The sequence below is a fragment of the Mesorhizobium sp. GW821-FHT07A06 genome, assembly GCF_059419085.1.
The window spans coordinates 399,734-422,492 of record NZ_JBWKRC010000005.1; the positions used below are offsets into that span (position 1 = coordinate 399,734).

Consider the following 22,759-nt stretch of genomic DNA (forward strand, 5'->3'; position numbering starts at 1 on the left):
CTGAAGCGTTGATTGTTCGGGCCTGGCAAGTTGCTTGCCCGGAAAGGCTTCTTGCCCATGCTCGACGATCTGACGAACAGAATCTACGAGGCGGCCTTCGTGCCAGACCTCTGGCCTGATGTGCTGGAGGATATCGATTCCGTATCCGGTTCCGTGGGTGGCGCCGTGTTTCTGTTCGGTGACGACCAGCCCGCGCGCGGCAGGGCGATAGCGTTCCTGCAGGATCTGCAAGGCGAATTGCTGGCGAGCGACGCGCTGCAGTTTTCGGCGGCGGTTTCGCGCATGTGCGCGCTGCAGCCGGCGAGCTTCGTCGACGTTGAGGCTTTCCTCACGCCCGACGAGATCGAGAACGATCCGGTCCGCAAACGGCTTCGCGCCATGGGCATCGGCGCGCATGCCTGCACCGCGATACCGATGCCCAGCGGCGAGCTGGCGATTTTCGTTTTCCAGCGACGGCTCGGTGAAGGCGACTACGACCAAAGGAGCCTGGACGTGCTCGACAGTCTCCGGCCAGCCATGGCGCGTGCCGGCCTGATAGCGGGGCGGCTCGGCCTTGAACGCGCCGAAGGAACAGTTGCCGCCATGACGGCGATGGGCCTGCCGGCGGCTGTCCTGTCGCTGAAAGGACGGGTGATGCTCGCTAACGCACTGTTCGACGGCCTGTCCTCCCTGTTCCTGCCTACAGCCTTTGGCGGCTTGGCCATTGCCGATGCCGAGGCCAACCGGCTGTTCCAGCAGGCTGTCGTCGCCGCGCGCAACGACATGGAGCCGACAGTCCGTTCCATACCGGTGCAAGGCGTGGACGGCCGGCGGCCGATGGTTCTGCACATGCTGCCGTTGCGCCGTTCGGCGCATGAGATCTTTTCAGGCGCCGACATTCTGGTGGCGGCGACGGCGCTCAGCGCCAGCTCGGTCGTGCCTTCGCCAACACTGCTTGCCGGATTGTTCGATCTGACGCCAGCCGAAGCACGGCTGGCCACGGCGCTGTCGCAAGGCCACGCGCTCAAGGCCGCCGCAGCCGGCTCCAACATCACCGAAAAAACCGCCCGGACCTATCTGGAGCGAATATTCGCCAAGACCGGGACACGCCAGCAAAGCCAGCTCGTGGCCCTGCTCAAAAGCGCCGGACCCTTTGGTTGAGGTCGCCGGCGGTTTGGGCATTAATGCGCTCGCTGGCCCCCGAACGTATTGAGGCCGCCGCGCCTCCAAAAACATTGCGAAACGGCAAGGGAACGGTTATACAGGCCGCGAATTTCCCATTTTGGTGGCTCTAAACCACCGCCCGCGCGGGAACGCGGGCGAACGAGAAGGATTTTTAAAATGGCCAATACGCTGCTGATGCCCAAGGCGACCGCCGTCTGGCTGGTCGACAACACCGCGCTCTCCTTTGAGCAGATCGCGCAGTTCTGCGGGCTGCATCCGCTCGAGGTCAAGGCGATCGCCGATGGCGAATCGGCGCAAGGCATCAAGGGCATGGACCCGATCATGACCGGCCAGCTGACCCGCGACGAGATCGCGCGCGCCGAGAAGGATCCGAACCAGCGGCTGAAGCTTTCCGACCCCAAGGTGCGGGTGCCGGAATCCAAGCGCAAGGGTCCGCGCTACACACCATTGTCGAAGCGCCAGGACCGGCCGAACGCCATCCTTTGGCTGGTGCGCAACCATCCCGAACTCAAGGACGCGCAGATTTCGCGTCTCGTCGGCACCACCAAGTCGACGATCGAGCAGATCCGCGAACGCAAGCACTGGAACTCGGCCAATCTGCAGCCGATGGATCCGGTGACGCTGGGCCTTGCGTCGCAGATCGACCTCGACATGGAAGTCAACCGCGCCTCGCGCGGCCGCGAGCAGGCGCAGCCGGTCGGCGATACGCTGCTGCCCGCCGCCCTGACCGAGCGGCTGGTGCCGGCTCCCGAAAAGCCGAAGGACGAGGATGCCGAACTCGACGCCAATGCCGTGTTCGCCAAGCTCTCGGCGCTGAAGTCGAAGAACGAGGACGCAGACGACGAGTAAGGGTCTCGACAGACCAAAAAAAGCCCGCTTCGAGCGGGCTTTTTTATGGGCGATCTCAGCTTCGCGCCACGCGGTCCGGCGCCATGCCGTAATCCTCGCTGCGCTCCACCGCCCGGTAGAAGTCGGCAAGCTGCTTGCCGCGCTCCGGCTTGAAGATGCGGCCGGCGATCACCACCGAGGCGATGCGGTCAATGCGGAAGGCGCGGAAGTCGTCGCGCATCTCGCACCAGGCGACCAGCGTCCACACCTTGCCCCAGAACCAGAGGCCGAGCGGCCTGATGTCGCGCGCGGTGCCGCGGCCGGCCTCGTCCGAGTAGTCAATGGTCAGCACCTGGCGCTTCTCGACCGCACGCTCGATCAGGTCGATCGCCTCGCGGGCGGCGTCGCTGACCACCCACATCGGTGTATGGATCTCGGTGCGGGCGATGCGGTCTTTTTCGGTATCGGGCAGCACGGCACCGATCTTGACCAGCGCCTCGTCGGCGGCGCGTGCCATGGCGGCGCCGCCAAAGGCGCGCACCATGCGCGCGCCGGCAACCAGCGCCACGATCTCGTCACGCGTGAACATCAGCGGCGGAAGGTCGAAACCTTCCCTCATCATGTAGCCAACACCGGCCTCGCCGTCGATCGGGACCCCGGTCGACTGCAGGTCGGCTATGTCGCGGTAGATTGTTCGCTCGGAAACCTCGAGCCACGTGCCGAGCTTCTGGGCGGTGACCAGACGGCCACCCCGCAGATGCTGCACGATCTGAAAGAGCCTGTCGGCGCGGCGCATCGTTTGCTTCCCCAGTGGTTTTCCCGTGCATGCCGTGGCTCCCAGACCGGATCCACCTGCAGATGACATGCATTACGGCTTCAGTCCTTCGCGCTTGCGCTGCGCGGCAACGAACTCCGCGCCAAAGGACAGTTTCTTCGTTGTCGGCGTCTTGGCATCGAGCACGCGCCAGAAGGGAGCGATGTCGCTCAGCGTCATGCCGCGCTCGAGGTCTTCCTTGGCGGCTTCGGCAACCGTGCGCAGATGATAGCCGATGGTGACCGGGCATGTCACTTCGGCACCGTGTTCGACGGCAAGCGCCGTGCGCAACGCACGGACGTCCATCTCGACGCCTTCGGGAATCGAGCGGATAAAGTCATCGACCTGGCGTGCGGTCGGCACCAGCATCGGCTGGCCTTCGATGACGTCTCCCACCGTGCGCGGCGTTGGTTTCACGCCGTTGATGCCAGGCGTGTTCAGCTTGTCGTTCCAGCTTTTCATCGATCGTCCTCTCGGCCGGCCCTGCGCATTGTTTCACCATTGCACGCGCCTCCTGACAGCATACTGTCAGGAGGCTTCAGCATATTCCCTGGCGAACAGCGTCCGCATCTGTGCGAGATCGCTGCTTCTTTCCGGATAGAGCGTCTTCAGAAAGGCGAGGGCAAAGGTGCCTGGCGCCGAACCCGGCGCCGACACGATCTTGCCGTCCGCGACCGCGTGCGGCACGTCCTGATAGTTATTGTCACCCGCATAGCCGGCTTCATGACCGTTGATCCAGTCGCGGCCATTGCTGGTATGCCCGGCATCTTCGAACATGCCGGCTCGAGCCAGCGCCAGCGTGCCGGCGCAAATCCCGCCAACGACACCGCCGCGCGTTGCAACGGCGTTGAGCAGTTCGGCGACATCCGGTGGCGCCTTGCCGGCCCACTGGTCGGAACCGATGACTGCGACAGCATCGAGATCGGCATTCTCTTCAACGCCGGCCGAGCGGTCAGGCGTCAGCCGAAAACCGCTGATTCCGGTCACCGGCCTCCCTTCGGGCGTCAGCGACACGGTGCGGGCGCCGAACCATTCAACCGCCGAGGCCGCCAGCAGGCCATACTCCCAGTCGGCAAATCCTTCGATGAAGAGGAAGCCGATTGTCTTCTGTTCGGGCATAAGCTCGCTCCATCCCCGGCGCGCCATAGCTTATTTTGATGCATGTCGTGGCCCCGAAACCGGAGGTCATTTGGGCTACATGCATCGATATCTGGGCATTGGCGCGTCCATGTCCAATATCAACGTCGAAAAATTCGCCTCAATTGCCGGGGGAGCGACGTTCCGCATACATGTCCGGCCAGCCGATATCCTTGCGGATGTCCGCCGGCAGTGCGTTCATGAAACGCTGCGTGCGGATCTCGTTGCGCATGGTGCGAACCTTGCCGACATAGTGCTGCATGCCGCGCAGAATGGTGAAACCGTTCATGGCTATTCTCCTCTCTCTGACTGAAGGCAGTATCGCACACCTCTCCTGACAGCAGTCTGTCAGGAGGATGGCAGGGTTCGCGGCGATAGTTCCGCCCGGCACGGGTCCTCGGTAGGCCATCCTCGAACCGCAGTCACCGACCAGTGCACGGGAGGATGATTGTTCACTTTGTGAGTACTTATCTGGGCGTCGTTGTTCAATCCGCGGCGACGGACTGTCGGGATACAAGGCCTTCAGCGATGGGACCGCAGTTCTGATATGACTGGAGAAAATTCTTCCCCAGAAACAGGGAGACGACCATGAGCCTGCAACTGACAGGAATCCACCATCTGACCGCCATCACCGCCAATGCACCCGGCAATCTTCACTTCTACACGAAGGTGCTGGGCCTGCGGTTGGTCAAGAAGACGGTGAACCAGGACGATACGTCGGCCTACCACCTCTTCTATGCAGACGGTGAGGCGACACCGGGCACGGACCTCACCTTCTTCGACTGGCCGGTTGGCCGCGAACGACGCGGCACCCACAGCATTGCGCGGACCAGCCTCAGGGTCGGCAGCCGGGAGAGCCTTGCCTGGTGGAAGCAGCATCTGGCCGCTGAGAGCATTGAGACAGGAGAGATTGCCGACATCGGCGGCTATCCCGGCCTGGATTTCGAGGATCCTGAAGGCCAGCGTCTGCGGCTGATCAGCGATGGCGGCAAGGGCGGCAGCCACCCCTGGGCGCAAAGCCCGGTACCGGCCGAGCATCAGATCCGGGGGCTCGGGCCGATCGTCATCAGCGTCCCCGACATCACCAATACCGAGGCGGTGCTGACCAGGGTCATGAACATGCGCAAGGTCCGCGACTATGCCTCCCCTGACGGCGAGGGCCAGGTCCACGTCTTCGAAATGGGCGCGGGCGGGCCGGCGGCGGAGCTTCATGTCGCCGTGCAGCCCGGCCTGGCGCCGGCAAGGCAAGGCGCCGGCGCGGTTCACCACGTCGCCTTCAGGGCGCCGGACCAGGAGACGCTGCATCAATGGACCGCCCGTCTGGGCGAATTCCGCCTGCCGTCGAGCGGCGAGGTCGAGCGCTACTACTTCCGCTCGCTCTATTTCCGCGAGCCAAACGGCATCCTGTTCGAGATTGCCACGGACGGGGCGGGCTTCACCGCCGATGAGCCGCTGGAGACGCTGGGCGAAAGCCTGGCCCTGCCGCCGTTCCTCGAACCGAAACGCGCCTCGATCGAGGCCGGCCTCAAGCCGCTGAGGTAACTCAAGACAGACGGGCGAGAGGAGTACTTTGACAGCCGGCCGCCATGCAGGGCAAAAAGCGGCTGTCGAAATTCCTCTCGTTCGTTGTGAGACCATGACTGTCGGCCAGCCGCTTATGCCAGCCACCGCCGCCGACCTGACACGGAGTGATTCGCAGGCGTTGGCCATGTTGGTGCTGGCAGCAGTCTCGGCGTCGCTTGCCTTTTACAATCTCGACTTCCCTTTTGGGATCCAGCCGGACGAGTCGATCAAGGTGGCGTTTGCCGCGGGGCAGCACCACAATTACGCACACCCGCCATTGTTGATCGTATTGGCCCGCTTCGCGGGATGGCTTTCCGGCGCGTCGAACGAACATGACTATTTGCTGGCTGGCCGAAGTGTCAGCGCGTTGGCCTGTGTTGCGGCAAGTATCCTCTTCTACATCGTGTTGCGGCGTTACGCGGATGATATCAATGCCTTCCTGTGGGCCTGCGTTTTCGCGGTCTCGCCAGCCATCGCGGTTCATGCGCATTACTTCAAGGAAGACGCTGTCCTGGTCTTCGCCCTGTGTGTCGGGCTGCATGCGCTCGTGCGGCTGAGGGAGCAGGCCAACTCAGTCAATCTCGTCTATTTCGGATTTGCGCTCGGCCTCGCCGTCTCGGCGAAATACGTGGGCGCCGGCAACAGCCTAGCTCTTTTCATCGTGGCGATCTTCTACTGCCGGCTCGGTCTCAGGCAGACCGCCATCATCGTCGCCGCTGACGCGCTTACCATATTGGCGATCTTCGGCGCGTCGCTGCTGACCGAGGCCGGAAGTGGCCTTTCAACGGTGATCAGAGGCCTTGGCTCGGAACTGATGCACGCTGAAACGGGTCACGACCTCAAGGAGTGGTTCTGGGAGGGCTATGGGCTTATGCATTTCCGCTACCATCTGATCCCCAGCCTCACCAGCCCGACCGTGGCGATCGCGCTTGGGGCGATCGCTTTCGCCATCATCGCCGACCGTAACAGATATGTTGTCGCCTACGCGGGCGGAGCCTTCATCTGGCTCTTCCTGCTCGAACTTTCGCCGCTCAAACTCTTCGGCTCCATGCGTTACATCCTGCCGGTCGTTGTCTACCTTCTGCTGGCCGCGGGCATCGCTTGCTCCAGGGCGATCGGGCTGCGAAGCACGCCGGTGGCAATCGGACTTGGACTTGTTGCGATGGTTGCCAGCGCGCACGCCGGCATGGCCTATGTCGCGAACCTGGACCGGGGAACGGATACACGCTTTGCAGCGATGCGCTTCCTTGAAGAGCGGGAAATCAGGCGTTTCGTGGTGGACTATCCAATGGGAGAGCCGGCACCGGAAACCAGGGACTACAGCAATCTCTCGTCGGCCGATTACCTCGTATCGTTGAAGTTTCAGCGATATCTGCGTGGCGGAGGATTGAGAGCGCAGGATCCGCTAATTTATGAGCTTGCCGGCATGTTCCAATGCCTCGAAGGTCATGTCGTGGTGCAATTTTCGAAGCCATATGGCAACTATGGCTATGTCGCGCCGACGGTTAGGATTTATGATCTGCGCAATGCGCGATCCTGCATCCCCGCAAGCATCGTCCGCTGATGGTATGCGCTGGAACATCTGGCTTCGGCCGGTGATTTATAAGCAGGTTTTGACAGCCGGTCGCGTTGCTGGTCAAAGGCGGCATGACGAAACTTCTCGCCCTTGTCATCGTCGGCTTCATGGTCATCCAGCTGATCAAGCCAATCGGCTGGCCCGGGCTCAGGCGGCGCGCCGATTTCTGGAAGCTGGCGCTTCTCGCCATGGCAGCGATCTCGCTGGCGGCCGTGCTCGGGCATTTGACATAGGCCTTCCCAAGACAAGATCGGTTTCTTGGCTGTCAGCTGGTGAGGACCATGCCGACGAGATGTTCCGCCCAGGCCCGGTAACCCGCCTCCGAGGCATGGAAGCCGTCCGAGGCAAAACCGGCCTCGGGATTGGTGATCGGCAGGCGGGGCGCGGGCAATGCGCCGCGCTCCAGGCACAGCCGCTCGCCCATCCGGTTCATCGCGGTGGCGCGGATTTCGAGGATTTTCCCCAGCAGCGTCGGCATGGCCGGCGCCCGCGTGAACTCCAGAACCGGCGACCACACCACGCGCGCCTCCGGCCATTTGGCGCGCAGCGCGTAGAGCAGGCCGCCGAACTCCTTCTTGAAGCGCGGCACGGAATGAAAATTCTTGGTGTCGTTGGTGCCGATGGCGAGCACGATATGCGTCCACTGATCGGGGGACAGATTGGGCAGGACGTGGTCGCGGATCTGGCCTGACGTCGCTGAATTGAAGCCGGCGGCGCGCCAGCGCACGGCGTGGCCGGTACGTTGCGAGACCAGAACGGCGAGCTGCGCGGCAAGCCCGTCCTCGGAATTGCCTATGCCGACCGAGGCGGCGGAGGAATCGCCCAGCACCAGCAGCGAGACCACCGGTGCCTTGCCTGATATCTCGTGCATGACCGGTCCCTGTGCCGGCAGCATCCGCGAGGTGCGGCGGCGCACACCCAATCCCTGCCAGACATAGACGGGGAAGGCGAGCCAGGTGAGAAGGGCGGGAAAACGCATGGCGATACCGTGGAATGATTTGCGGCAGGCTTAGCGCATGTTTCGGCGGAGGTGAACGCCTTCAGTCGCAGCAGTTCGTCGGAGCCGCCTGCTTGTCCTGATATTCGTCGTGCAGGCGCACCCAGTCCATCAGGCCATGATAGGGGCCATTTTCATTGCGGCCTTTCGGCGTCATATCGAGATAGTCATAGGCGCCGATCTGCGCCTCGCCGCCGCGCGCACGCGACAGGAAGGTGAGGAAGATCTCGCCGCTCTCGTCCTTGTAGAAAACACTGGTGCCGGGAAGCTCCCTCGATGTCCGTGGACGGGTCTCGAAATTGTAGGTGGTGTCGCCGGCGGCTATCTGCTTGTCGGTGAAGGAAACCTGCATGTCGAAGTTGAAGTCCGAGGCATAGGACGACACCCAGTCGAATTTCCAGCCCATGCGCCGCTTGTAGGGCGCAAGCTCGGCCAGCGGCGCCCGCGAGATCACCACCAGGGTTACGTCGTGATGCCTCAAATGCTGATTGGCGCCGTCTATATGATCGGCAAGGAAGGAGCAGCCCTCGCAATGATGCGTGCAGCCCGGCCCGAACATGAAGTGGTAGACGATCAGCTGGCTGTTGGCGCCAAACAGGTCGGTCAGTTTCTTCGGCCCCTGTTCAGTCTCGAAGACATAGTCCTTCCTGATCCTCAGCCAGGGCAATCCACGCCGCTCGGCCGCGATGCGCTCGCGAAGCCGGGTCAGTTCCTTCTCGCGGGCCAGATGTGCCTTGTGCGCCTGGAACCAGTCTTCGCGTGAAACGATCTTGTTGCGATGCATGAATCTCTCCCTGTCTGCACCCCAAGGACGTTCGGGATGAGCGCAAACCGACATCGCTCGTTGGTCGAGCATGATCCCTGGACAAGCCGGCTCCCGTTTGTCCGAGAAGACCGGCTTCCGCCTTTTGGATCATGCTCCGGCGCCGAGAGGGAGATAAGGACGGACAGGCTCCATCCCAAGCCCGCGCCTGCCGCAAACAAAAACCCGGGCGCATTGGCCCGGGTTTGAAGGGAGACGGAAGCGCTGTGTTCAGGCGGCCTGTTCGAGGCTCGCCTTCCATTTTCCGAGCGCGGCCAGATAGTTCATGTGAGCGCGATGGGTGAAGGCGGCCTGACCGGCCGCGACATTCGATGCCTTGCCGCTCCAGGCCTTCTGCGGGGCGGCCTGCAGCGCGCGGCCGTAGGAGAAGGTCAGCTTCCACGGATGCGGGCCGATGGCGTTGATGGCGTTGAGGTTGGCGGTCGCTTCCTCGTCCTCCTGGCCGCCGGAAAGGAAGGCGATGCCCGGGACCGCCGCCGGCACCGTCTCGCGGAACAGTTTTATGGTCATCTCGGCGACCTTTTCGGGGCTGTCCACCGTGCCCGACTTCTTGCCCGACAGCACCATGTTGGGCTTCAGGATCGTGCCTTCGAGCACGACGCGCGCCGCGTAGAGCTCGCTGTAGAGCTTAAGCAAAGTCATCTTGCTGATCTCGTAGCACGTTTCGATCGAATGGGCGCCGTCCATCAGCACTTCCGGCTCGACGATCGGCACGATGCCGGCTTCCTGGCAAAGGGCGGCGTAGCGGGCCAGGGCATGGGTGTTGGAGCCGATAGAGGTCGCCGACGGCACGCCCTTGGCGATGTCGATGTCGATCACCGCGCGCCATTTGGCGAAGCGGGCACCGAGCTTGTAATAGTCGGCCAGCCGCTCGCGCAGGCCGTCGAGGCCTTCGGTGATGGTGTCGCCGGGAAAGCCGGCCAGAGGCTTGGCGCCGGCATCGACCTTGATGCCGGGGATGGCGCCTGACGCCTTGATGATGTCGACCAGCGGCGTGCCGTCGGCGGCCTTCTGGCGGATGGTCTCGTCATAGAGGATGACGCCGGAAATGTACTTGGTCATCGCGTCCTTGGCGCGGAACATCATCTCGCGATAGTCGCGGCGGCTGTCGGCGGTCGATTCGACGCCGATGACGTCGAAGCGCTTCTTGATCGTGCCGGAACTTTCATCGGCGGCCAGCAGGCCCTTGCCGTTGGCCACGATCGCGGCGGCAATGTCTTCGAGACGTTCGCTCATCATGCTTCTCCTGAACCGGTTGATCTGCGCCTAACAGAACACTACCGCCAAAGGAATGACGCCGGAAAGCTCGAATCGATTGAAAGTCTCGGGCGCTCTCATTTGCTCCCGGTGAGTTGATCAGGTCGCTTGTCTTGACCGCACTTCCGCCACGCTAGGCATTTCTGCCCTGGCTGAAATGCCTTTGCGCGGTTCATCGCTTCGCGGAAACGCCGAACCACTCAATCTCGCTGCCTTGACGCAACCGCGCAGGGAACCGTTGTACGCTTTCCCTGGATTTCTTACCGCTTCAATACGTCGACACCGGGCAGGGGCTTGCCTTCCATCCATTCCAGGAAAGCGCCGCCGGCGGTCGAGACATAGGTGAAGTCGTCGGCGACACCGGCGTGATTGAGTGCCGCCACGGTATCGCCCCCACCGGCAACGGAGATCAGCTTGCCGGCCTTGGTGCGCGCCGCCGCGTGCTGGGCGGCAGCCACCGTGGCGTGGTCGAACGGCGCGATCTCGAAGGCGCCGAGCGGTCCGTTCCAGACCAGCGTCGCGGCACGGTCGATCCACTCGCCGATCGTCGTCACGGTCTTGGCGCCGACATCGAGGATCATGCCGTCGGCCGGGACGTCGGAGATGGCGACCGTCTCGCAGGCCGCGCCCGCCTTGAACTCCCTGGCGACGACGCCGTCGACGGGCAGGATGATGGCACAGCCGGCCTCCGCCGCCTCGATCATGATCTGCTTGGCGGTGGGGGCGAGGTCATGCTCGCACAGCGACTTGCCGACATCGGTGCCACGCGCGGCGAGGAAGGTGTTGGCCATGCCGCCGCCGATCACCAACGCGTCGACCTTCTTCACCAGGTTCATCAACAGGTCGATCTTGGTCGAGACCTTGGCACCGCCGACGATGGCGACGACCGGGCGCACTGGTTTGCCCAGGCCTTTCTCCAGTGCTTCCAGTTCGGCCTGCATGGTGCGGCCGGCAAAGGCCGGCAACAGACGGGCCAGCCCCTCGGTCGAGGAGTGGGCGCGGTGGGCCGCCGAAAAGGCGTCGTTGACGAAGATGTCACCATTGGCGGCGAGCCTTTCGGTGAAGGCCGGGTCGTTCTTTTCCTCGGCCTTGTAGAAGCGGGTGTTTTCGAACAGCAGCACGTCGCCCTTGTTCATGGCCGCGACCGCACTGCCCGCCGTGTCGCCGACGCAATCCGAGGCAAAGCCGACGGGGCGGCCGAGCACCTCTGACGTCGCCCTGGCGATCGGCTCCAGCGAGAATTCGGGCGAGGGACCGTCCTTAGGCCGGCCGAAATGCGCGAGCAGGATGACCTTGGCGCCCTTGCCGGACAATTCGGCGATGGTCGGCGCGATGCGTTCGATGCGGGTGGCATCGGTGACCTTGCCGTCGGCGACGGGAACGTTGAGGTCGACGCGCACCAGCACGCGCTTGCCGCTGATGTTGCCGATATCGTCCAGTGTCTTGAAGGCAGCCATGCTGGTCCCTTTCCTCGGAAAATCGCCGGGACCATACCCCGCATCGGTGACGATGCAAGGCTTTGGCCGCGGCGCGGTGCGAAATTTTGAGGCGGACGGGGATACAGTCCGTGAAGATCGTCCCATGCCGATGGCACAGGGCAAACGATCGCTGTTGTCAGCTTCCGGTCGTTGCCTTTTCTACCGACGGCTCAGGGGCGTCCTCAGGCTCTGCCAGCGCCTGCGTCTCGATCGGTTTGCGCCAGTTGCGGATAAAGGCGCTCAGCCGGTCGCCCATCTCGCCGGCACTGAGGAACACCGGCACCCGCGCCACCGGTGCGGTCGGCTCGAAGGAAAGACCGAGGCCCGTGATCCTGCCCTTGTCGTCGACGTCCCTGACGATCAGCTCGATCGAGCCGATGAGCACGCGGTCGGCATATTCGGCATGGCCGCCGAGCCGCGCCGTGACCAGCGCGCCGACGGTCTGCTTCTGCTCCGCCTCGGTCAGGCCCGGCGCATAGGCGGCCTCCAGCTCGGCGGCGGAGCGCGCCGGGTCGACGGCGAAGGCACCGAAGAAATCGGCATCCTCGGGGTCGACCACGGCACGGCTGGCGAACAGCTTGTCGAGCAGGCGCGGATAGCGGTCCGGCACGAAGATGTAGACCTGGTCGCCGGCGGCGAGCCGGCCCATGTCCTGGAAGCGCATCGAGCGGCCGTCGCGCAGCACCAGCGAGGGCCGTGCCCAACGGGGAATACGCTCGCCGCGCGCCACCGGGCTGCCGGGTGCGACGCGATAGGCGAGTAGCTCGTGATGGGCGGAGCCCGGCAGTTCAAGTTCAACCTTGTCCAGCGGCCCCAACCGCGCCGGCACGATGAGGCCTAGGCGGCGGGCCAGGGGACCGACGGTCCAGCCCTGAACGACCAGGGACACCAGCACGATGATGAAGGCGGTGTTGAAGATGATGCGGCCGTTCTCCAGCCCGCCGAGCAGCGGCGTGATGGCAAGCAGGATCGACACGGCGCCGCGCAGGCCGACCCAGGAGACGAAGGCGACTTCGGGTCGCGGCAGGCGGAACGGAATCAGGCAGAGCCAGACCGCGACCGGTCTTGCGACAAACATCAGGAACAGGCCGAGCAGCACCGCCGGCACCATGATCGCCGGAAACTGCGAGGGGGTCGCGAACAGGCCGAGGATCAGGAACATGATGATCTGCGCCAGCCAGGACATGCCGTCCTGGAAGCGCTTGAGGATGGTGACGGCGCGGATGTCGGAATTGCCGGCAATGAGGCCGGCGATATAGACCGCCAGAAAGCCCGAACCGCCGATGGCGCCGGCGGCGGCGAAGACCATCAGCGACAGTGTCAACACGAAGATCGGCAGCAGGCCATGGTCGAGGTTGAGCCGGTCGACGAGACGCACGATGGCAAGGCCACCCAACACGCCGACGATGGCGCCGAGGCCCATATTGACGAGAAAGCCGAGGATCAGGCTGGTGACCAGGACGTTGGCTTCAGGGTTGGCATGGGCCGCGATGACCTCGACCAGGGTGATGGTCAGGAAGATGGCGATCGGGTCGTTGCTGCCGGATTCCACCTCGAGCGTGGAGCGCACGCGTTCGCGCAGATTGATCTCGCCCGCGCGCAGCAGGAAGAACACCGCCGCGGCGTCGGTCGAAGCGACGGCGGCGCCGAGCAGGAAGGATTCCAGCCAGCTCAAATCGAGCAGGTAGTAGGCGGCGGCGCCGAACAGGCCGGTGGTGAGAAGCACGCCGAAGGTTGCCAGCGAGAGCGCCGGGCCCGCCGCCTGCCGCAAGGCGTTGAGCGGCGTGCCGAAGCCGGAATCGAACAAGATGACGGCGAGCGCCAGTGAGCCGGCAAAATAGGCGATACGGGCATTGTCGAATTGGATGCCGAGGCCGTCGGTTCCGGAGGCGAGTCCGATGCACAGAAAGAGCAGGAGGAGAGGGGCGCCGAAGCGGAAGGCGATCAGGCTCGAAAACGCGGCGGCGACAACCAGCGCCGTGCCGACCAGCGTGACGAGATAGATCGCATGCTCCATCCGTGATTTGCCCCTCGAATTCCTCTGTCTTCTCGCTTTACGGGAGAGTGGGGCGAAGGCATGGCCAGTGCAAGGCGGGAGGGTGGTTTTTTGGCCCGAAGCCGCCGATTTCGTCGCTGCTCCGGCAAATGAAAACGCCCGGACGAAGCCGGGCGTTTCAAATCTCTCAAGGATGGGTCGCGATCAGGCGATTGTCTTGCCGAAGGCGACAGCCGTATCGCCCATGCGGTTGGAGAAGCCCCATTCATTGTCGTACCAGGACAGCACCGAAACGAAGTTGCCGTCCATCACCTTGGTCTGGTCCAGCGCCATGATCGAGGAGCGCGGATCGTGGTTGAAGTCGATCGACACGTTCGGGTGATGAGTGACGCCGAGAATGCCCTTCAGCTTGCCATTGGAAGCGGCGATGACGGCGTCGTTGATTTCCTGGGCCGTGGTCGCGCGCTTGGCGATGAACTTGAAGTCGACGACAGAGACGTTCGGGGTCGGCACGCGGATCGAGATACCGTCGAGCTTGCCCTTGAGATCGGGCAGCACGAGGCCGATCGCCTTGGCGGCGCCGGTCGAGGTCGGGATCTGCGACAGGGCCGCGGCGCGGGCGCGGTAGAGATCCTTGTGCATGGTGTCCAGCGTCGGCTGGTCGCCCGTGTAGGAGTGGATCGTCGTCATCATGCCCTTTTCGATGCCGACCGTCTCGTGCAGCACGGCGGCCAGCGGCGCGAGGCAGTTGGTGGTGCAGGAGGCGTTCGAGATGACGATGTGGTCCTTGGTCAGCTTGTCGTGGTTGATGCCATAGACGACGGTGAGGTCGGCGCCTTCGGCAGGGGCCGAGACCAGCACGCGCTTGGCGCCGGCGGTCAGGTGCGCGGCGGCCTTGTCTCGGGCGGTGAAGATGCCGGTGCATTCGAGCGCGATGTCGACGCCGAGTTCCTTCCACGGCAACTGCGTCGGGTCCTTGATGGCGGTGACCTTGAATTTTTCCTTGCCGACCGTGATCTGGTCGCCGGACACCGACACTTCATGCGGGAAGCGGCCGTGCACGCTGTCGTAGCGCAGCAGGTGCGCGTTGGTCTCGACCGGGCCGAGGTCGTTGACGGCGACGACGTCGATGTCCTTGCGGCCGGATTCGTGGATGGCGCGCAGGATATTGCGGCCGATGCGGCCGAATCCGTTGATGGCAACTCTGACGGTCATTTTTCTCTCCCTGGGAGCTGGAGCGCAGACGATGGGTCCGCAGCTTCATAGCGGCGCAAGCGGAAAGAATCCAGCCGCAGCGACGCGGATTTAAATCGATTAGGTTAGGCCAGACCGGCGAAATCGCTTTGCGTGACTTCGCCGGGGCATTTTTGTTTCTTGCATGTTCTTTACTCCAAAACCGCAATGCGGTTTGGGCACATGCACAGGCCTTACTTGGCGTGCAGGCGGGCTTCCGCCGCCTTGGCCGCAGCCTCGGCGGTGATGCCGAAATGCGGGTAGAGTTGCTCGATCGTGCCCGAGGCGCCGAAGCCGGTCATGCCGACGAAGATGCCGTCCGAACCGATGAGATGATCCCAGCCCTGGCGGATGCCGGCCTCGATCGCCATCTTGATCGGCGCGTTGCCGATCGTCTTCTTGCGGTAGTCGTCGCTCTGCTTGTCGAACAATTCGAAGCAAGGCACCGAGACGACCCGGGTCGGGTGGCCGTGCTTCTCAAGCAAGTCACGGGCGCCAAGAGCGATCTCGACCTCGGAGCCGGTGGCGAAGATGGTCACCGCCGCCTCGCCGCTGGCCGCGGCCAGTTCATAGGCGCCCTGGCTGCTCAGGTTCTTGGCCGAGTGCTCGGTGCGAACCGTCGGCAGGTTCTGGCGGGTCAGCGCCAGGGTCGACGGCGTCTTTTCGGATTCGAGCGCGATCTGCCAGCATTCGGCGGTTTCCACCGCGTCGGCCGGACGGAAGACATTGTGGTTCGGGATGGCGCGCAGGGCCGCCAGGTGTTCGACCGGCTGATGGGTCGGGCCGTCCTCGCCCAGACCAATGGAATCATGGGTCATGACGAAGATCGAGCGGATGCCCATCAGCGAGGAAAGCCGCATCGACGGGCGGGCATAATCGGAGAAGCACATGAACGTGCCGCCATAGGCGATGAGGCCGCCATGCAGCGTCAGGCCGTTGATCGCGGCCGCCATGCCGTGCTCGCGGATGCCGTAGTGGACATAGCGCTGGCCATAGTCGTCCGGCGTGATGTTCTTGGTCTGGCTTGTCTTGGTGTTGTTGGAGCCGGTCAGGTCGGCGGAGCCGCCTATGGTTTCCGGTACCGCGCCGTTGATGACTTCCAGTGCCATCTCGGACGATTTGCGGGTGGCGACCTTCGGCTTGTCGGCCGAGAGCTTCTTCTTGTACTCGGCAATGACGGCGTCGAAGTTGGACGGCAGCTTGCCGGCCAGCCGGCGCTCGAACTCGGCCTTGAGTTTCGGCTCGGCCTTGGCGAGGCGGCCTTCCCAGTCGGTACGCGCCTTGACGCCGGCCTTGCCGGCCGCGCGCCAGGCCTCGAGGATCTCGGCCGGAATTTCGAAAGGCGGCGACTCCCAGTTGAAGAACTTGCGCGCGCCGGCGATCTCCTCGGCGCCGAGCGGCGAGCCGTGCGCCTTGTTGGTGCCGGCCTTGGTCGGCGCGCCGAAGCCGATGGTCGTCTTGCAGGCGATCATCGTCGGCTTGTCGGAATGGCGGGCGGCCTCGATGGCGTAGGCGATCGCTTCCGGATCGGTGCCGTCGATATGGCTGGCATTCCAGCCGGAGGCCTGGAAGCGGGCGACCTGGTCGGTGTTGTCGGCGAGCGAAACAGGACCGTCGATCGAGATGTTGTTGTTGTCCCAGAAGACGATCAGCTTGTTGAGCTTCAGATGCCCGGCAAGCGCGATGGCTTCCTGGGAAACACCTTCCATCAGGCAGCCGTCGCCGGCCAGCACATAGGTGTAGTGGTCGACGAGGTCGTTGCCGAAGGCGGCGTTCATGATGCGCTCGCCAAGCGCGAAGCCGACCGAATTGGCCAGCCCCTGGCCGAGCGGGCCGGTCGTCGTCTCGATGCCGGTGGCATGGCCGTATTCCGGATGACCGGCGGTCTTGGAGCCCAACTGGCGGAAATGCTTGATCTGGTCGATCGTCATGTCTTCGTAGCCGGTCAGATGGAGCAGCGAATAGAGCAGCATCGAACCATGGCCGGCCGACAGGATGAAGCGGTCGCGGTCGGCCCAGTGCGGGGCCTTGGGATCGTATTTCAGGAAGCGGGTGAACAGCACAGTGGCGATGTCGGCGCAGCCCATGGGCAGGCCGGGATGGCCGGAATTCGCTTTCTCGACGGCGTCCATGGAGAGAAAACGGATCGCATTGGCCATCCGGTCATGTTGTTCACGCGACGTCATGGTTCCTCCAGGGTGGGGGTTTGGGGGCTTGGGAGAGCCCTTGAAAAGGGTGCGCGACACATAGCAGGCGCGGGCTTTTAGTCAACAAATCGGGTGCACATTTGCCGGTGTTGTGATGCCGGCGGCGGGTCTACATTAGCGTTAGCGGGGGACAGTCGCGAGAGCTTTGTTGACGTTGCCTTCACCCGGTGCCTAATGTTTCCGGGATAACGCGTTCTGAACGCGAACGATTCGGTGATGGGCAGGGCACAGGACGAAGCCATGACCGGGGAAAGCACGCTCAAGGAAGTCATCGCCAGGCTGGGCAAGGCCATCGAAGGGCTGGAGAACGCCGTCGCGGCCAAGCTGGAGCACGAGCGCGACTATTCGGAAGCCGAGGCCGAAGTGCAGCGGATGAATGCCGACCGCTCGCGGCTGGCGCAGGAACTCGACAACTCCGAAGCGCGCGCCGAACGGCTGGAAGACGCCAACAAGGAAGTCTCGCGACGGCTGGTGACCGCCATGGAAACCATCCGCGCCGTGTTGGACAGATAGGAGCTGGCCCATGGCACAGGTCACGGTTTCAATCGACGGCAAGCAGTATCGCATGGCCTGCGACGAGGGCCAGGAAGAGCATCTGATCGACCTTGCCGAGCGCTTCGACCGCTATGTCTCGCACCTGAAGGACTCGTTCGGCGAGATCGGCGACCAGCGGCTGACGGTTATGGCCGGCATCATGGTGATGGACGAACTGTCGGAACTACAGAAACGCGTCAAGGGCATGGAAAGCGAAGTGCTGACCTTGCGCAAGACGCGCGACGAGGCGTTGACCAAGGCCGACAAGAGCGACAGCGTGCTGACCAACGCGCTCGGCGCGCTGGCGCAGCGCATGGAAGATCTGACGGCGACGCTGGCGATCAACAAGGCCTGAGTTGCCGAAGCCTCGCCCGTGCAACCGGAAGGCTCTTGCGCCGGCACCGTCGGCAGCATGAAAATGCTCATTCCGCCGCCGACAAGAGTTTCATATTATCTTGCAGTCGCGATTTTTGCGCTAATATGCGGCTGTGCCGAAGGGCGGGCGCCTGGTGGCGGCATGGTTGCCGCCCGCCGCGCCGACCGGGGACCAGATCACTTACAGGGGAATGTGCCATGAGCCTTCGTATCAACGACATCGCGCCGGACTTCACCGCCGAGACCACGCAAGGGGAGATCAAGTTCCATGACTGGATCGGGGACGGCTGGGCGATCCTGTTCAGCCATCCGAAGAACTTCACACCGGTCTGCACGACCGAGCTCGGCACGATGGCGGGGCTGGAAGGCGAGTTCAAGAAGCGCAACGTCAAGATCATCGGCATCTCCGTCGATCCGGTTGCGAGCCACGACAAGTGGCAGGCCGACATCAAGACGGCGACCGGCCATTCGGTGCACTATCCGCTGATCGGCGACAAGGACCTCAAGGTCGCCAAGCTTTACGACATGCTTCCCGCCGGTGCCGGCGAAACCTCGGAGGGGCGCACGCCCGCCGACAACGCCACGGTTCGCTCGGTCTATGTCATCGGACCGGACAAGAAGATCAAGCTGGTGCTGACCTATCCGATGACCACGGGCCGCAACTTCGACGAGATCCTGCGCGCGGTCGATTCCATGCAGCTCACCGCCAAGCATCAGGTGGCGACGCCGGCCAACTGGAAGCAGGGCGAGGACGTCATTATCACCGCCGCCGTCTCCAACGAGGATGCGATCAAGCGCTTCGGCGCCTACGAGACCATCCTGCCCTATCTCAGGAAGACCAAGCAGCCATCCGCCTGAAACAGGCGCAACGGAACAGTTTTTGCCTTTTCCGCCTTCGCGGGCCACGTCATGCTTGACTGGCCCGCGCGGGTGGACAACCATGCTCCCGTTGGGTGCCGGTGGAGAAAATTGTTCCCGCCGGCGATGGGTCCAGGGAGCCGGAAGTGGACGTAACTTTGGCCAGGCCAATGGTCAGCGGCTTCTATGACAAGCCGACCGGGGCCATCCAGTATGTCGTCACCGACCCTGCCACGAAGCGGTGTGCCGTCATCGATCCGGTCCTCGACTTCGACGAGAAATCCGGCGCGACGGGTACGAAGAGCGCGGATGCCTTGCTCGATTTCATCAGGGAAAGCGGGCTGGAGCTCGAATGGATCCTCGACACGCATCCGCATGCCGACCATTTCTCGGCGGCGCACTACCTGAAACAGAAGACCGGAGCGCCGATGGCGATCGGCGACAGGATCGTCGACGTTCAGAACCTGTGGAAGGCGATCTACAACTGGCCGGATTTTCCCGCCGATGGCTCGCAGTGGGACAGGTTGTTCGCAGAGGGCGAAACCTTCCGGATCGGGGCCATGCCGGTCAAGGTGCTGTTCTCGCCGGGGCACACGCTGGCCTCGATCACCTATGTGATCGGCGATGCCGCGTTCATTCACGATACGCTGTTCATGCCCGACAGCGGCACGGCGCGGGCTGATTTTCCCGGCGGCAGTGCCGCGCGGCTGTGGCACTCCATCCAGGACATACTGGCGTTGCCCGAAGAGACGCGCGTCTTTGTCGGGCATGATTATCAGGCCGGTGGCCGCGAGCCGTTGTGGGAAAGCACGGTGGCCGCGCAGAAGGCGACCAACGTCCATCTCGTTGCAGCGCGCAACGAGGCCGAGTTCGTCGCCCTGCGCGAGGCGCGCGACCGGACATTGCCGATGCCGCGGCTGATCCTGCATGCGCTGCAGGTCAACATGAATGGCGGACGGCTGCCGGAACCGGAAGCCAATGGCAGGCGGTACCTGAAGTTTCCGCTGGATGGGCTTTGAAGGCGCGGCGCCGCACGGTTAGTTCCTTCTCCCCGTCACTATACGGGGAGAAGGTGGCGGCAGCCGGATGAGGGGCAGCGCCAACGTTTATTATGATCGCGCCGCTGCTCATGTGGTGGCAAACCCGCAATCTCGGCGCTGCCCCTCATTGTCCTGCTGGACATTTCTCCCCGTATAGTGACGGGGAGAAAGGGCTGTGGGGCCGGTTTCGCCAAATCGCTGGCATCACAAAAAAGGCGGCGCCAGTTTCCTGGCGCCGCCTTTTGTTCATTGCCGAACCTGGTCTTTAAGCCGCCGGCTGGGCCTCGATGGTGCGCAGGGCCTGGGTCTGGCGCTTGGCGGCGGCCTTGACCGCATCCTGCACCTTCTCGAAGGCGCGCACCTCGATCTGGCGCACGCGCTCGCGGCTGATGTCGAACTCGGCCGACAGCTCTTCCAGCGTCAGCGGCTCCTCGGCGAGGCGACGGGCCTCGAAGATGCGCCGCTCGCGCTCGTTGAGCACGGCAAGAGCGCCCGACAGCATGCCGCGCCGGTTTTCCAGCTCGTCCTGCTCGATCAGCATCTCTTCCTGGCTTTCGTGGTCGTCGACCAGCCAGTCCTGCCATTCGCCGGATTCGCCTTCCGTCGCCCGGATCGGGGCGTTGAGCGAGGCGTCGCCCGACAGGCGGCGGTTCATCGACACCACTTCGGCTTCGGAAACGTTGAGCCGCGTGGCGATCTCGGCGATCTGGTCGGGCTTGAGGTCGCCGTCGTCCAGCGCCTGGATCTTGCCCTTCACCTTGCGCAGGTTGAAGAACAGACGCTTCTGGTTGGCGGTCGTGCCCATCTTGACCAGGCTCCACGAGCGCAGGATGTATTCCTGGATCGAGGCCTTGATCCACCACATGGCGTAAGTCGCGAGGCGGAAGCCGCGCTCGGGTTCGAATTTCTTGACGGCCTGCATCAGGCCGACATTGCCTTCCGAGATCACTTCGCCGATCGGCAGGCCGTAGCCGCGATAGCCCATGGCGATCTTGGCGACGAGCCTCAAATGGCTGGTGACGAGCTTGTGCGCGGCGGAAGTGTCTTCATGCTCGGCATAACGCTTGGCGAGCATGTACTCTTCCTGCGGCTGAAGCATGGGAAAGCGGCGGATTTCTTCCAGATAGCGGCTGAGGCCGCCTTCGCCGGAAACGATACTGGGTAGTGACTGGGCCATGATAGCGCCCCCTCTCTATTGGAGTGATGCCCCCGAAACGCGGCGGGCATGTGACGCGAACACCAAAAGGCTCGTTCGCGACATACGATCTTATACAGGAACAAAACCAGAAAAGACAGAGATTTGTTCAACACGAAACAGTGTGTCACGTTGAAGTGAACAATACCAGTCAGGTTTTTTGATGGCTGGTTTCGAGCTCGTTGATGGCAGGTTCAGAGATTACGAAAGCCGCCAACGAGTTCCTCCATGTCCCTCGGTATCGGCGCCTCGAACCTCATCGGTAGATGGGTATCCGGATGGCGAAATGCAAGGAGCCAGGCGTGCAAAGCTTGCCGGGAAAATGCCTTCACCTGACTTTTCAGGGGCTCCGGCAGCCGATTGGCCTTGGTGCGGAAGGCCTGGCCATAGTCAGGGTCGCCGATCACCGGGTGGCCGATATGGGCCATATGGACGCGGATCTGGTGGGTGCGGCCCGTTTCCAGCCGGCATTCGACCAGGCTGGCGGTCGCAAACGCCTGTTGGTTCTCGCCGAAACGCTCCTGAACGGCGAAATGCGTGACGGCATAGCGGGCGTCGTCGCGGTCTTCCGGCACCACGGCGCGGCGCACCCGGTCGGCGGCGCGGCCGAGCGGTGCATCGACTGTTCCGGTCGGCCTCTGCGGTATGCCCCAGACCAGGGCCAGGTAGGCGCGTTCGAGATCGCCGGTGCGGCCATGGTCGGCGAAGGCCTCTGACAGGGCCTTGTGGGCGCGGTCGGTCTTGGCCACCACCATGACGCCGCTGGTCTCCTTGTCGAGACGATGGACGATGCCTGGCCGGCGCACCCCGCCAATGCCGGAAAGGCTGTCGCCGCAATGATGGATCAGCGCGTTGACCAGCGTGCCGGTCCAGTTGCCGGCGCCGGGATGCACGACCAATCCCGCCGGCTTGTTGATGACGATCAACGCGTCGTCTTCATAGAGTACGTCGAGGGCGATGTCCTCGCCCTTTGGCGCGGCCGGCTCCGGCTCCGGCATCGCGACCGATACACGTTCGCCTGGTGTCATCTTGCGCTTGGTTTCGTCGACCGGCCTGCCGTCGACCCTGACCGCGCCTTGCCGGATCAGCATCTGCACGCGGCTGCGCGACATATCAGGGCCAAGGCTGGCCGCCAGCCATTGGTCGAGCCGCTGGCCGGCCGCATCTTCGCCCGCTATCAGCACGGTGGGGGCTGCCTCTATCAATTGGTCCCCTATCAATTCGGGGGCCTCTTCGTTATGAGCGCTCATCGAAAAACCGTTTCGGAATGTTTTGCCATGGCCCGGCCCGCTGCCGAAGAAGATCAGGAAAAGCCTCTCGATCCCGAGGTCGAGAAGATGCGTGGCAAGCTCGTCCGCTTCATGGCCATCAATCTCGGCCTGCTGTTGCTGGCCCTTATGGTGGTGATTGCGGCGATTGTCTACAAAGCCCGCAAAGCATCTCCCGAGAACCCGCCATCGGCCGGCGATATCCAGGTGCCCGCCGGCCAGCCGTTGAGCGGCGACATCGTGCTGCCGGTCGGCGCCAAGGTGGTCAGCCAGTCGCTGTCCGGCAATCGCATCTCCATCGATGCCGAACTTGCCGACGGCGGCCGCACGATCTTCGTCTATGACATTGGCGAGCGCCGCCTGATCGGCCGTTTTGCTGTCCGCAACAAATGACAGGCCGCAACCACGAGCAGGCC

Annotated in this window: 23 protein-coding genes; 10 read left to right on the forward strand and 13 right to left on the reverse strand. The window is 63.5% G+C overall.

Features of this window, described 5'->3' with window-relative positions:
- The first annotated feature begins 57 nt into the window (after positions 1 to 57).
- A complete protein-coding gene (locus AC07SZ_RS19090) occupies positions 58 to 1,140 on the forward strand; it encodes a helix-turn-helix transcriptional regulator (RefSeq protein ID WP_056575691.1) in 1,083 nt (360 codons plus the stop codon).
- 180 nt (positions 1,141 to 1,320) lie between these two features.
- On the forward strand, positions 1,321 to 2,013 hold the full coding sequence (locus AC07SZ_RS19095; protein ID WP_044548374.1) for a DUF1013 domain-containing protein: 693 nt from the start codon (positions 1,321 to 1,323) through the stop codon (positions 2,011 to 2,013).
- 55 nt (positions 2,014 to 2,068) lie between these two features.
- Here the strand turns inward: AC07SZ_RS19095 and AC07SZ_RS19100 are convergent, their stop codons facing one another.
- The 4 genes from AC07SZ_RS19100 to AC07SZ_RS19115 all read right to left on the reverse strand — a co-directional run bounded on the left by AC07SZ_RS19100 (position 2,069) and on the right by AC07SZ_RS19115 (position 4,232).
- Positions 2,069 to 2,788, reverse strand: a complete 720-nt coding sequence (locus AC07SZ_RS19100) for a helix-turn-helix transcriptional regulator (RefSeq protein WP_056575694.1) — start codon at positions 2,786 to 2,788, stop codon at positions 2,069 to 2,071.
- Positions 2,789 to 2,860: 72 nt separating this feature from the next.
- Complete coding sequence (locus tag AC07SZ_RS19105; RefSeq protein WP_056575697.1) at positions 2,861 to 3,268, reverse strand: hypothetical protein; 408 nt, start codon at positions 3,266 to 3,268, stop codon at positions 2,861 to 2,863.
- Positions 3,269 to 3,334: 66 nt separating this feature from the next.
- On the reverse strand, positions 3,335 to 3,925 hold the full coding sequence (locus AC07SZ_RS19110; RefSeq protein WP_172371949.1) for a DJ-1/PfpI family protein: 591 nt from the start codon (positions 3,923 to 3,925) through the stop codon (positions 3,335 to 3,337).
- Positions 3,926 to 4,064: 139 nt separating this feature from the next.
- Positions 4,065 to 4,232, reverse strand: coding sequence for a hypothetical protein (locus tag AC07SZ_RS19115; RefSeq protein WP_081295019.1), 168 nt, complete (start codon positions 4,230 to 4,232; stop codon positions 4,065 to 4,067).
- 299 nt (positions 4,233 to 4,531) lie between these two features.
- Here AC07SZ_RS19115 and AC07SZ_RS19120 point away from each other — a divergent pair, with 299 nt between their 5' ends.
- The 3 genes from AC07SZ_RS19120 to AC07SZ_RS19130 all read left to right on the forward strand — a co-directional run bounded on the left by AC07SZ_RS19120 (position 4,532) and on the right by AC07SZ_RS19130 (position 7,315).
- Entirely contained in the window at positions 4,532 to 5,485 is a 954-nt protein-coding gene (locus AC07SZ_RS19120) for a ring-cleaving dioxygenase (protein WP_494915417.1), read from the forward strand.
- 28 nt (positions 5,486 to 5,513) lie between these two features.
- Positions 5,514 to 7,070 carry an ArnT family glycosyltransferase gene (locus AC07SZ_RS19125; RefSeq protein WP_494915419.1) on the forward strand — a complete coding sequence of 519 codons (1,557 nt, stop codon included), beginning with the start codon at positions 5,514 to 5,516 and terminating at the stop codon, positions 7,068 to 7,070.
- A gap of 83 nt (positions 7,071 to 7,153) precedes the next feature.
- Positions 7,154 to 7,315: a hypothetical protein gene (locus tag AC07SZ_RS19130; RefSeq protein WP_081295073.1), complete on the forward strand. Its 162-nt coding sequence runs from the start codon at positions 7,154 to 7,156 to the stop codon at positions 7,313 to 7,315.
- A 32-nt stretch (positions 7,316 to 7,347) separates the two neighbouring features.
- Here the strand turns inward: AC07SZ_RS19130 and AC07SZ_RS19135 are convergent, their stop codons facing one another.
- The 7 genes from AC07SZ_RS19135 to tkt all read right to left on the reverse strand — a co-directional run bounded on the left by AC07SZ_RS19135 (position 7,348) and on the right by tkt (position 17,052).
- Positions 7,348 to 8,061, reverse strand: a complete 714-nt coding sequence (locus tag AC07SZ_RS19135) for an SGNH/GDSL hydrolase family protein (protein ID WP_056575711.1) — start codon at positions 8,059 to 8,061, stop codon at positions 7,348 to 7,350.
- A gap of 61 nt (positions 8,062 to 8,122) precedes the next feature.
- Positions 8,123 to 8,863 carry a DUF899 domain-containing protein gene (locus AC07SZ_RS19140; RefSeq protein WP_056575714.1) on the reverse strand — a complete coding sequence of 247 codons (741 nt, stop codon included), beginning with the start codon at positions 8,861 to 8,863 and terminating at the stop codon, positions 8,123 to 8,125.
- Positions 8,864 to 9,112: 249 nt separating this feature from the next.
- Positions 9,113 to 10,138, reverse strand: coding sequence for a class I fructose-bisphosphate aldolase (locus AC07SZ_RS19145; protein ID WP_056576505.1), 1,026 nt, complete (start codon positions 10,136 to 10,138; stop codon positions 9,113 to 9,115).
- Between the two features lie 281 nt (positions 10,139 to 10,419).
- On the reverse strand, positions 10,420 to 11,616 hold the full coding sequence (locus AC07SZ_RS19150) for a phosphoglycerate kinase (protein WP_172371955.1): 1,197 nt from the start codon (positions 11,614 to 11,616) through the stop codon (positions 10,420 to 10,422).
- Positions 11,617 to 11,773: 157 nt separating this feature from the next.
- Positions 11,774 to 13,654, reverse strand: a complete 1,881-nt coding sequence (locus AC07SZ_RS19155; RefSeq protein WP_056575720.1) for a potassium/proton antiporter — start codon at positions 13,652 to 13,654, stop codon at positions 11,774 to 11,776.
- Positions 13,655 to 13,837: 183 nt separating this feature from the next.
- On the reverse strand, positions 13,838 to 14,848 hold the full coding sequence (gene gap / locus AC07SZ_RS19160) for a type I glyceraldehyde-3-phosphate dehydrogenase (RefSeq protein ID WP_494915421.1): 1,011 nt from the start codon (positions 14,846 to 14,848) through the stop codon (positions 13,838 to 13,840).
- Positions 14,849 to 15,060: 212 nt separating this feature from the next.
- Positions 15,061 to 17,052 (reverse strand): transketolase, encoded by a 1,992-nt coding sequence (gene tkt, locus AC07SZ_RS19165; RefSeq protein WP_172371959.1) that lies wholly within the window; start codon positions 17,050 to 17,052, stop codon positions 15,061 to 15,063.
- A 261-nt stretch (positions 17,053 to 17,313) separates the two neighbouring features.
- On the opposite strand from tkt, the gene AC07SZ_RS19170 reads away from it, so the two are divergent.
- The 4 genes from AC07SZ_RS19170 (at position 17,314) to AC07SZ_RS19185 (ending at position 19,859) form a co-directional block, all read left to right on the forward strand.
- The gene (locus AC07SZ_RS19170; RefSeq protein WP_056576508.1) at positions 17,314 to 17,586 is read left to right on the forward strand and encodes a DUF4164 domain-containing protein; all 273 of its coding nucleotides are present in this window, start codon (positions 17,314 to 17,316) and stop codon (positions 17,584 to 17,586) included.
- A 10-nt stretch (positions 17,587 to 17,596) separates the two neighbouring features.
- Positions 17,597 to 17,962: a cell division protein ZapA gene (locus AC07SZ_RS19175; RefSeq protein WP_056575728.1), complete on the forward strand. Its 366-nt coding sequence runs from the start codon at positions 17,597 to 17,599 to the stop codon at positions 17,960 to 17,962.
- Between the two features lie 218 nt (positions 17,963 to 18,180).
- The gene (locus AC07SZ_RS19180; RefSeq protein ID WP_056575731.1) at positions 18,181 to 18,840 is read left to right on the forward strand and encodes a peroxiredoxin; all 660 of its coding nucleotides are present in this window, start codon (positions 18,181 to 18,183) and stop codon (positions 18,838 to 18,840) included.
- Between the two features lie 146 nt (positions 18,841 to 18,986).
- Positions 18,987 to 19,859, forward strand: coding sequence for an MBL fold metallo-hydrolase (locus AC07SZ_RS19185; RefSeq protein WP_494915423.1), 873 nt, complete (start codon positions 18,987 to 18,989; stop codon positions 19,857 to 19,859).
- Positions 19,860 to 20,145: 286 nt separating this feature from the next.
- On the opposite strand, the gene rpoH is transcribed toward AC07SZ_RS19185, so the two are convergent.
- Together rpoH and AC07SZ_RS19195 are read right to left on the reverse strand one after the other, a co-directional pair.
- On the reverse strand, positions 20,146 to 21,057 hold the full coding sequence (gene rpoH / locus AC07SZ_RS19190; protein WP_019861619.1) for an RNA polymerase sigma factor RpoH: 912 nt from the start codon (positions 21,055 to 21,057) through the stop codon (positions 20,146 to 20,148).
- 212 nt (positions 21,058 to 21,269) lie between these two features.
- A complete protein-coding gene (locus AC07SZ_RS19195; protein ID WP_494915425.1) occupies positions 21,270 to 22,325 on the reverse strand; it encodes an RluA family pseudouridine synthase in 1,056 nt (351 codons plus the stop codon).
- A 27-nt stretch (positions 22,326 to 22,352) separates the two neighbouring features.
- Between AC07SZ_RS19195 and AC07SZ_RS19200 the strand changes: the two genes are divergently transcribed.
- Complete coding sequence (locus AC07SZ_RS19200) at positions 22,353 to 22,736, forward strand: fimbrial protein (RefSeq protein WP_494915427.1); 384 nt, start codon at positions 22,353 to 22,355, stop codon at positions 22,734 to 22,736.
- The last annotated feature ends 23 nt before the right edge of the window (positions 22,737 to 22,759 follow it).

What these genes read in the sequence shown, in the direction of transcription:
- AC07SZ_RS19090 (WP_056575691.1), top strand. Translation starts at nt 58, where the DNA reads ATGCTCGACGATCTGACGAACAGAATCTACGAGGCGGCCTTCGTGCCA.
- AC07SZ_RS19095 (WP_044548374.1), top strand. Translation starts at nt 1,321, where the DNA reads ATGGCCAATACGCTGCTGATGCCCAAGGCGACCGCCGTCTGGCTGGTC.
- AC07SZ_RS19100 (WP_056575694.1), bottom strand. Translation starts at nt 2,788, where the DNA reads ATGCGCCGCGCCGACAGGCTCTTTCAGATCGTGCAGCATCTGCGGGGT.
- AC07SZ_RS19105 (WP_056575697.1), bottom strand. Translation starts at nt 3,268, where the DNA reads ATGAAAAGCTGGAACGACAAGCTGAACACGCCTGGCATCAACGGCGTG.
- AC07SZ_RS19110 (WP_172371949.1), bottom strand. Translation starts at nt 3,925, where the DNA reads ATGCCCGAACAGAAGACAATCGGCTTCCTCTTCATCGAAGGATTTGCC.
- AC07SZ_RS19115 (WP_081295019.1), bottom strand. Translation starts at nt 4,232, where the DNA reads ATGAACGGTTTCACCATTCTGCGCGGCATGCAGCACTATGTCGGCAAG.
- AC07SZ_RS19120 (WP_494915417.1), top strand. Translation starts at nt 4,532, where the DNA reads ATGAGCCTGCAACTGACAGGAATCCACCATCTGACCGCCATCACCGCC.
- AC07SZ_RS19130 (WP_081295073.1), top strand. Translation starts at nt 7,154, where the DNA reads ATGACGAAACTTCTCGCCCTTGTCATCGTCGGCTTCATGGTCATCCAG.
- AC07SZ_RS19135 (WP_056575711.1), bottom strand. Translation starts at nt 8,061, where the DNA reads ATGCGTTTTCCCGCCCTTCTCACCTGGCTCGCCTTCCCCGTCTATGTC.
- AC07SZ_RS19140 (WP_056575714.1), bottom strand. Translation starts at nt 8,863, where the DNA reads ATGCATCGCAACAAGATCGTTTCACGCGAAGACTGGTTCCAGGCGCAC.
- AC07SZ_RS19145 (WP_056576505.1), bottom strand. Translation starts at nt 10,138, where the DNA reads ATGAGCGAACGTCTCGAAGACATTGCCGCCGCGATCGTGGCCAACGGC.
- AC07SZ_RS19150 (WP_172371955.1), bottom strand. Translation starts at nt 11,616, where the DNA reads ATGGCTGCCTTCAAGACACTGGACGATATCGGCAACATCAGCGGCAAG.
- AC07SZ_RS19155 (WP_056575720.1), bottom strand. Translation starts at nt 13,654, where the DNA reads ATGGAGCATGCGATCTATCTCGTCACGCTGGTCGGCACGGCGCTGGTT.
- gap (WP_494915421.1), bottom strand. Translation starts at nt 14,848, where the DNA reads ATGACCGTCAGAGTTGCCATCAACGGATTCGGCCGCATCGGCCGCAAT.
- tkt (WP_172371959.1), bottom strand. Translation starts at nt 17,052, where the DNA reads ATGACGTCGCGTGAACAACATGACCGGATGGCCAATGCGATCCGTTTT.
- AC07SZ_RS19170 (WP_056576508.1), top strand. Translation starts at nt 17,314, where the DNA reads ATGACCGGGGAAAGCACGCTCAAGGAAGTCATCGCCAGGCTGGGCAAG.
- AC07SZ_RS19175 (WP_056575728.1), top strand. Translation starts at nt 17,597, where the DNA reads ATGGCACAGGTCACGGTTTCAATCGACGGCAAGCAGTATCGCATGGCC.
- AC07SZ_RS19180 (WP_056575731.1), top strand. Translation starts at nt 18,181, where the DNA reads ATGAGCCTTCGTATCAACGACATCGCGCCGGACTTCACCGCCGAGACC.
- rpoH (WP_019861619.1), bottom strand. Translation starts at nt 21,057, where the DNA reads ATGGCCCAGTCACTACCCAGTATCGTTTCCGGCGAAGGCGGCCTCAGC.
- AC07SZ_RS19195 (WP_494915425.1), bottom strand. Translation starts at nt 22,325, where the DNA reads ATGAGCGCTCATAACGAAGAGGCCCCCGAATTGATAGGGGACCAATTG.
- AC07SZ_RS19200 (WP_494915427.1), top strand. Translation starts at nt 22,353, where the DNA reads ATGGCCCGGCCCGCTGCCGAAGAAGATCAGGAAAAGCCTCTCGATCCC.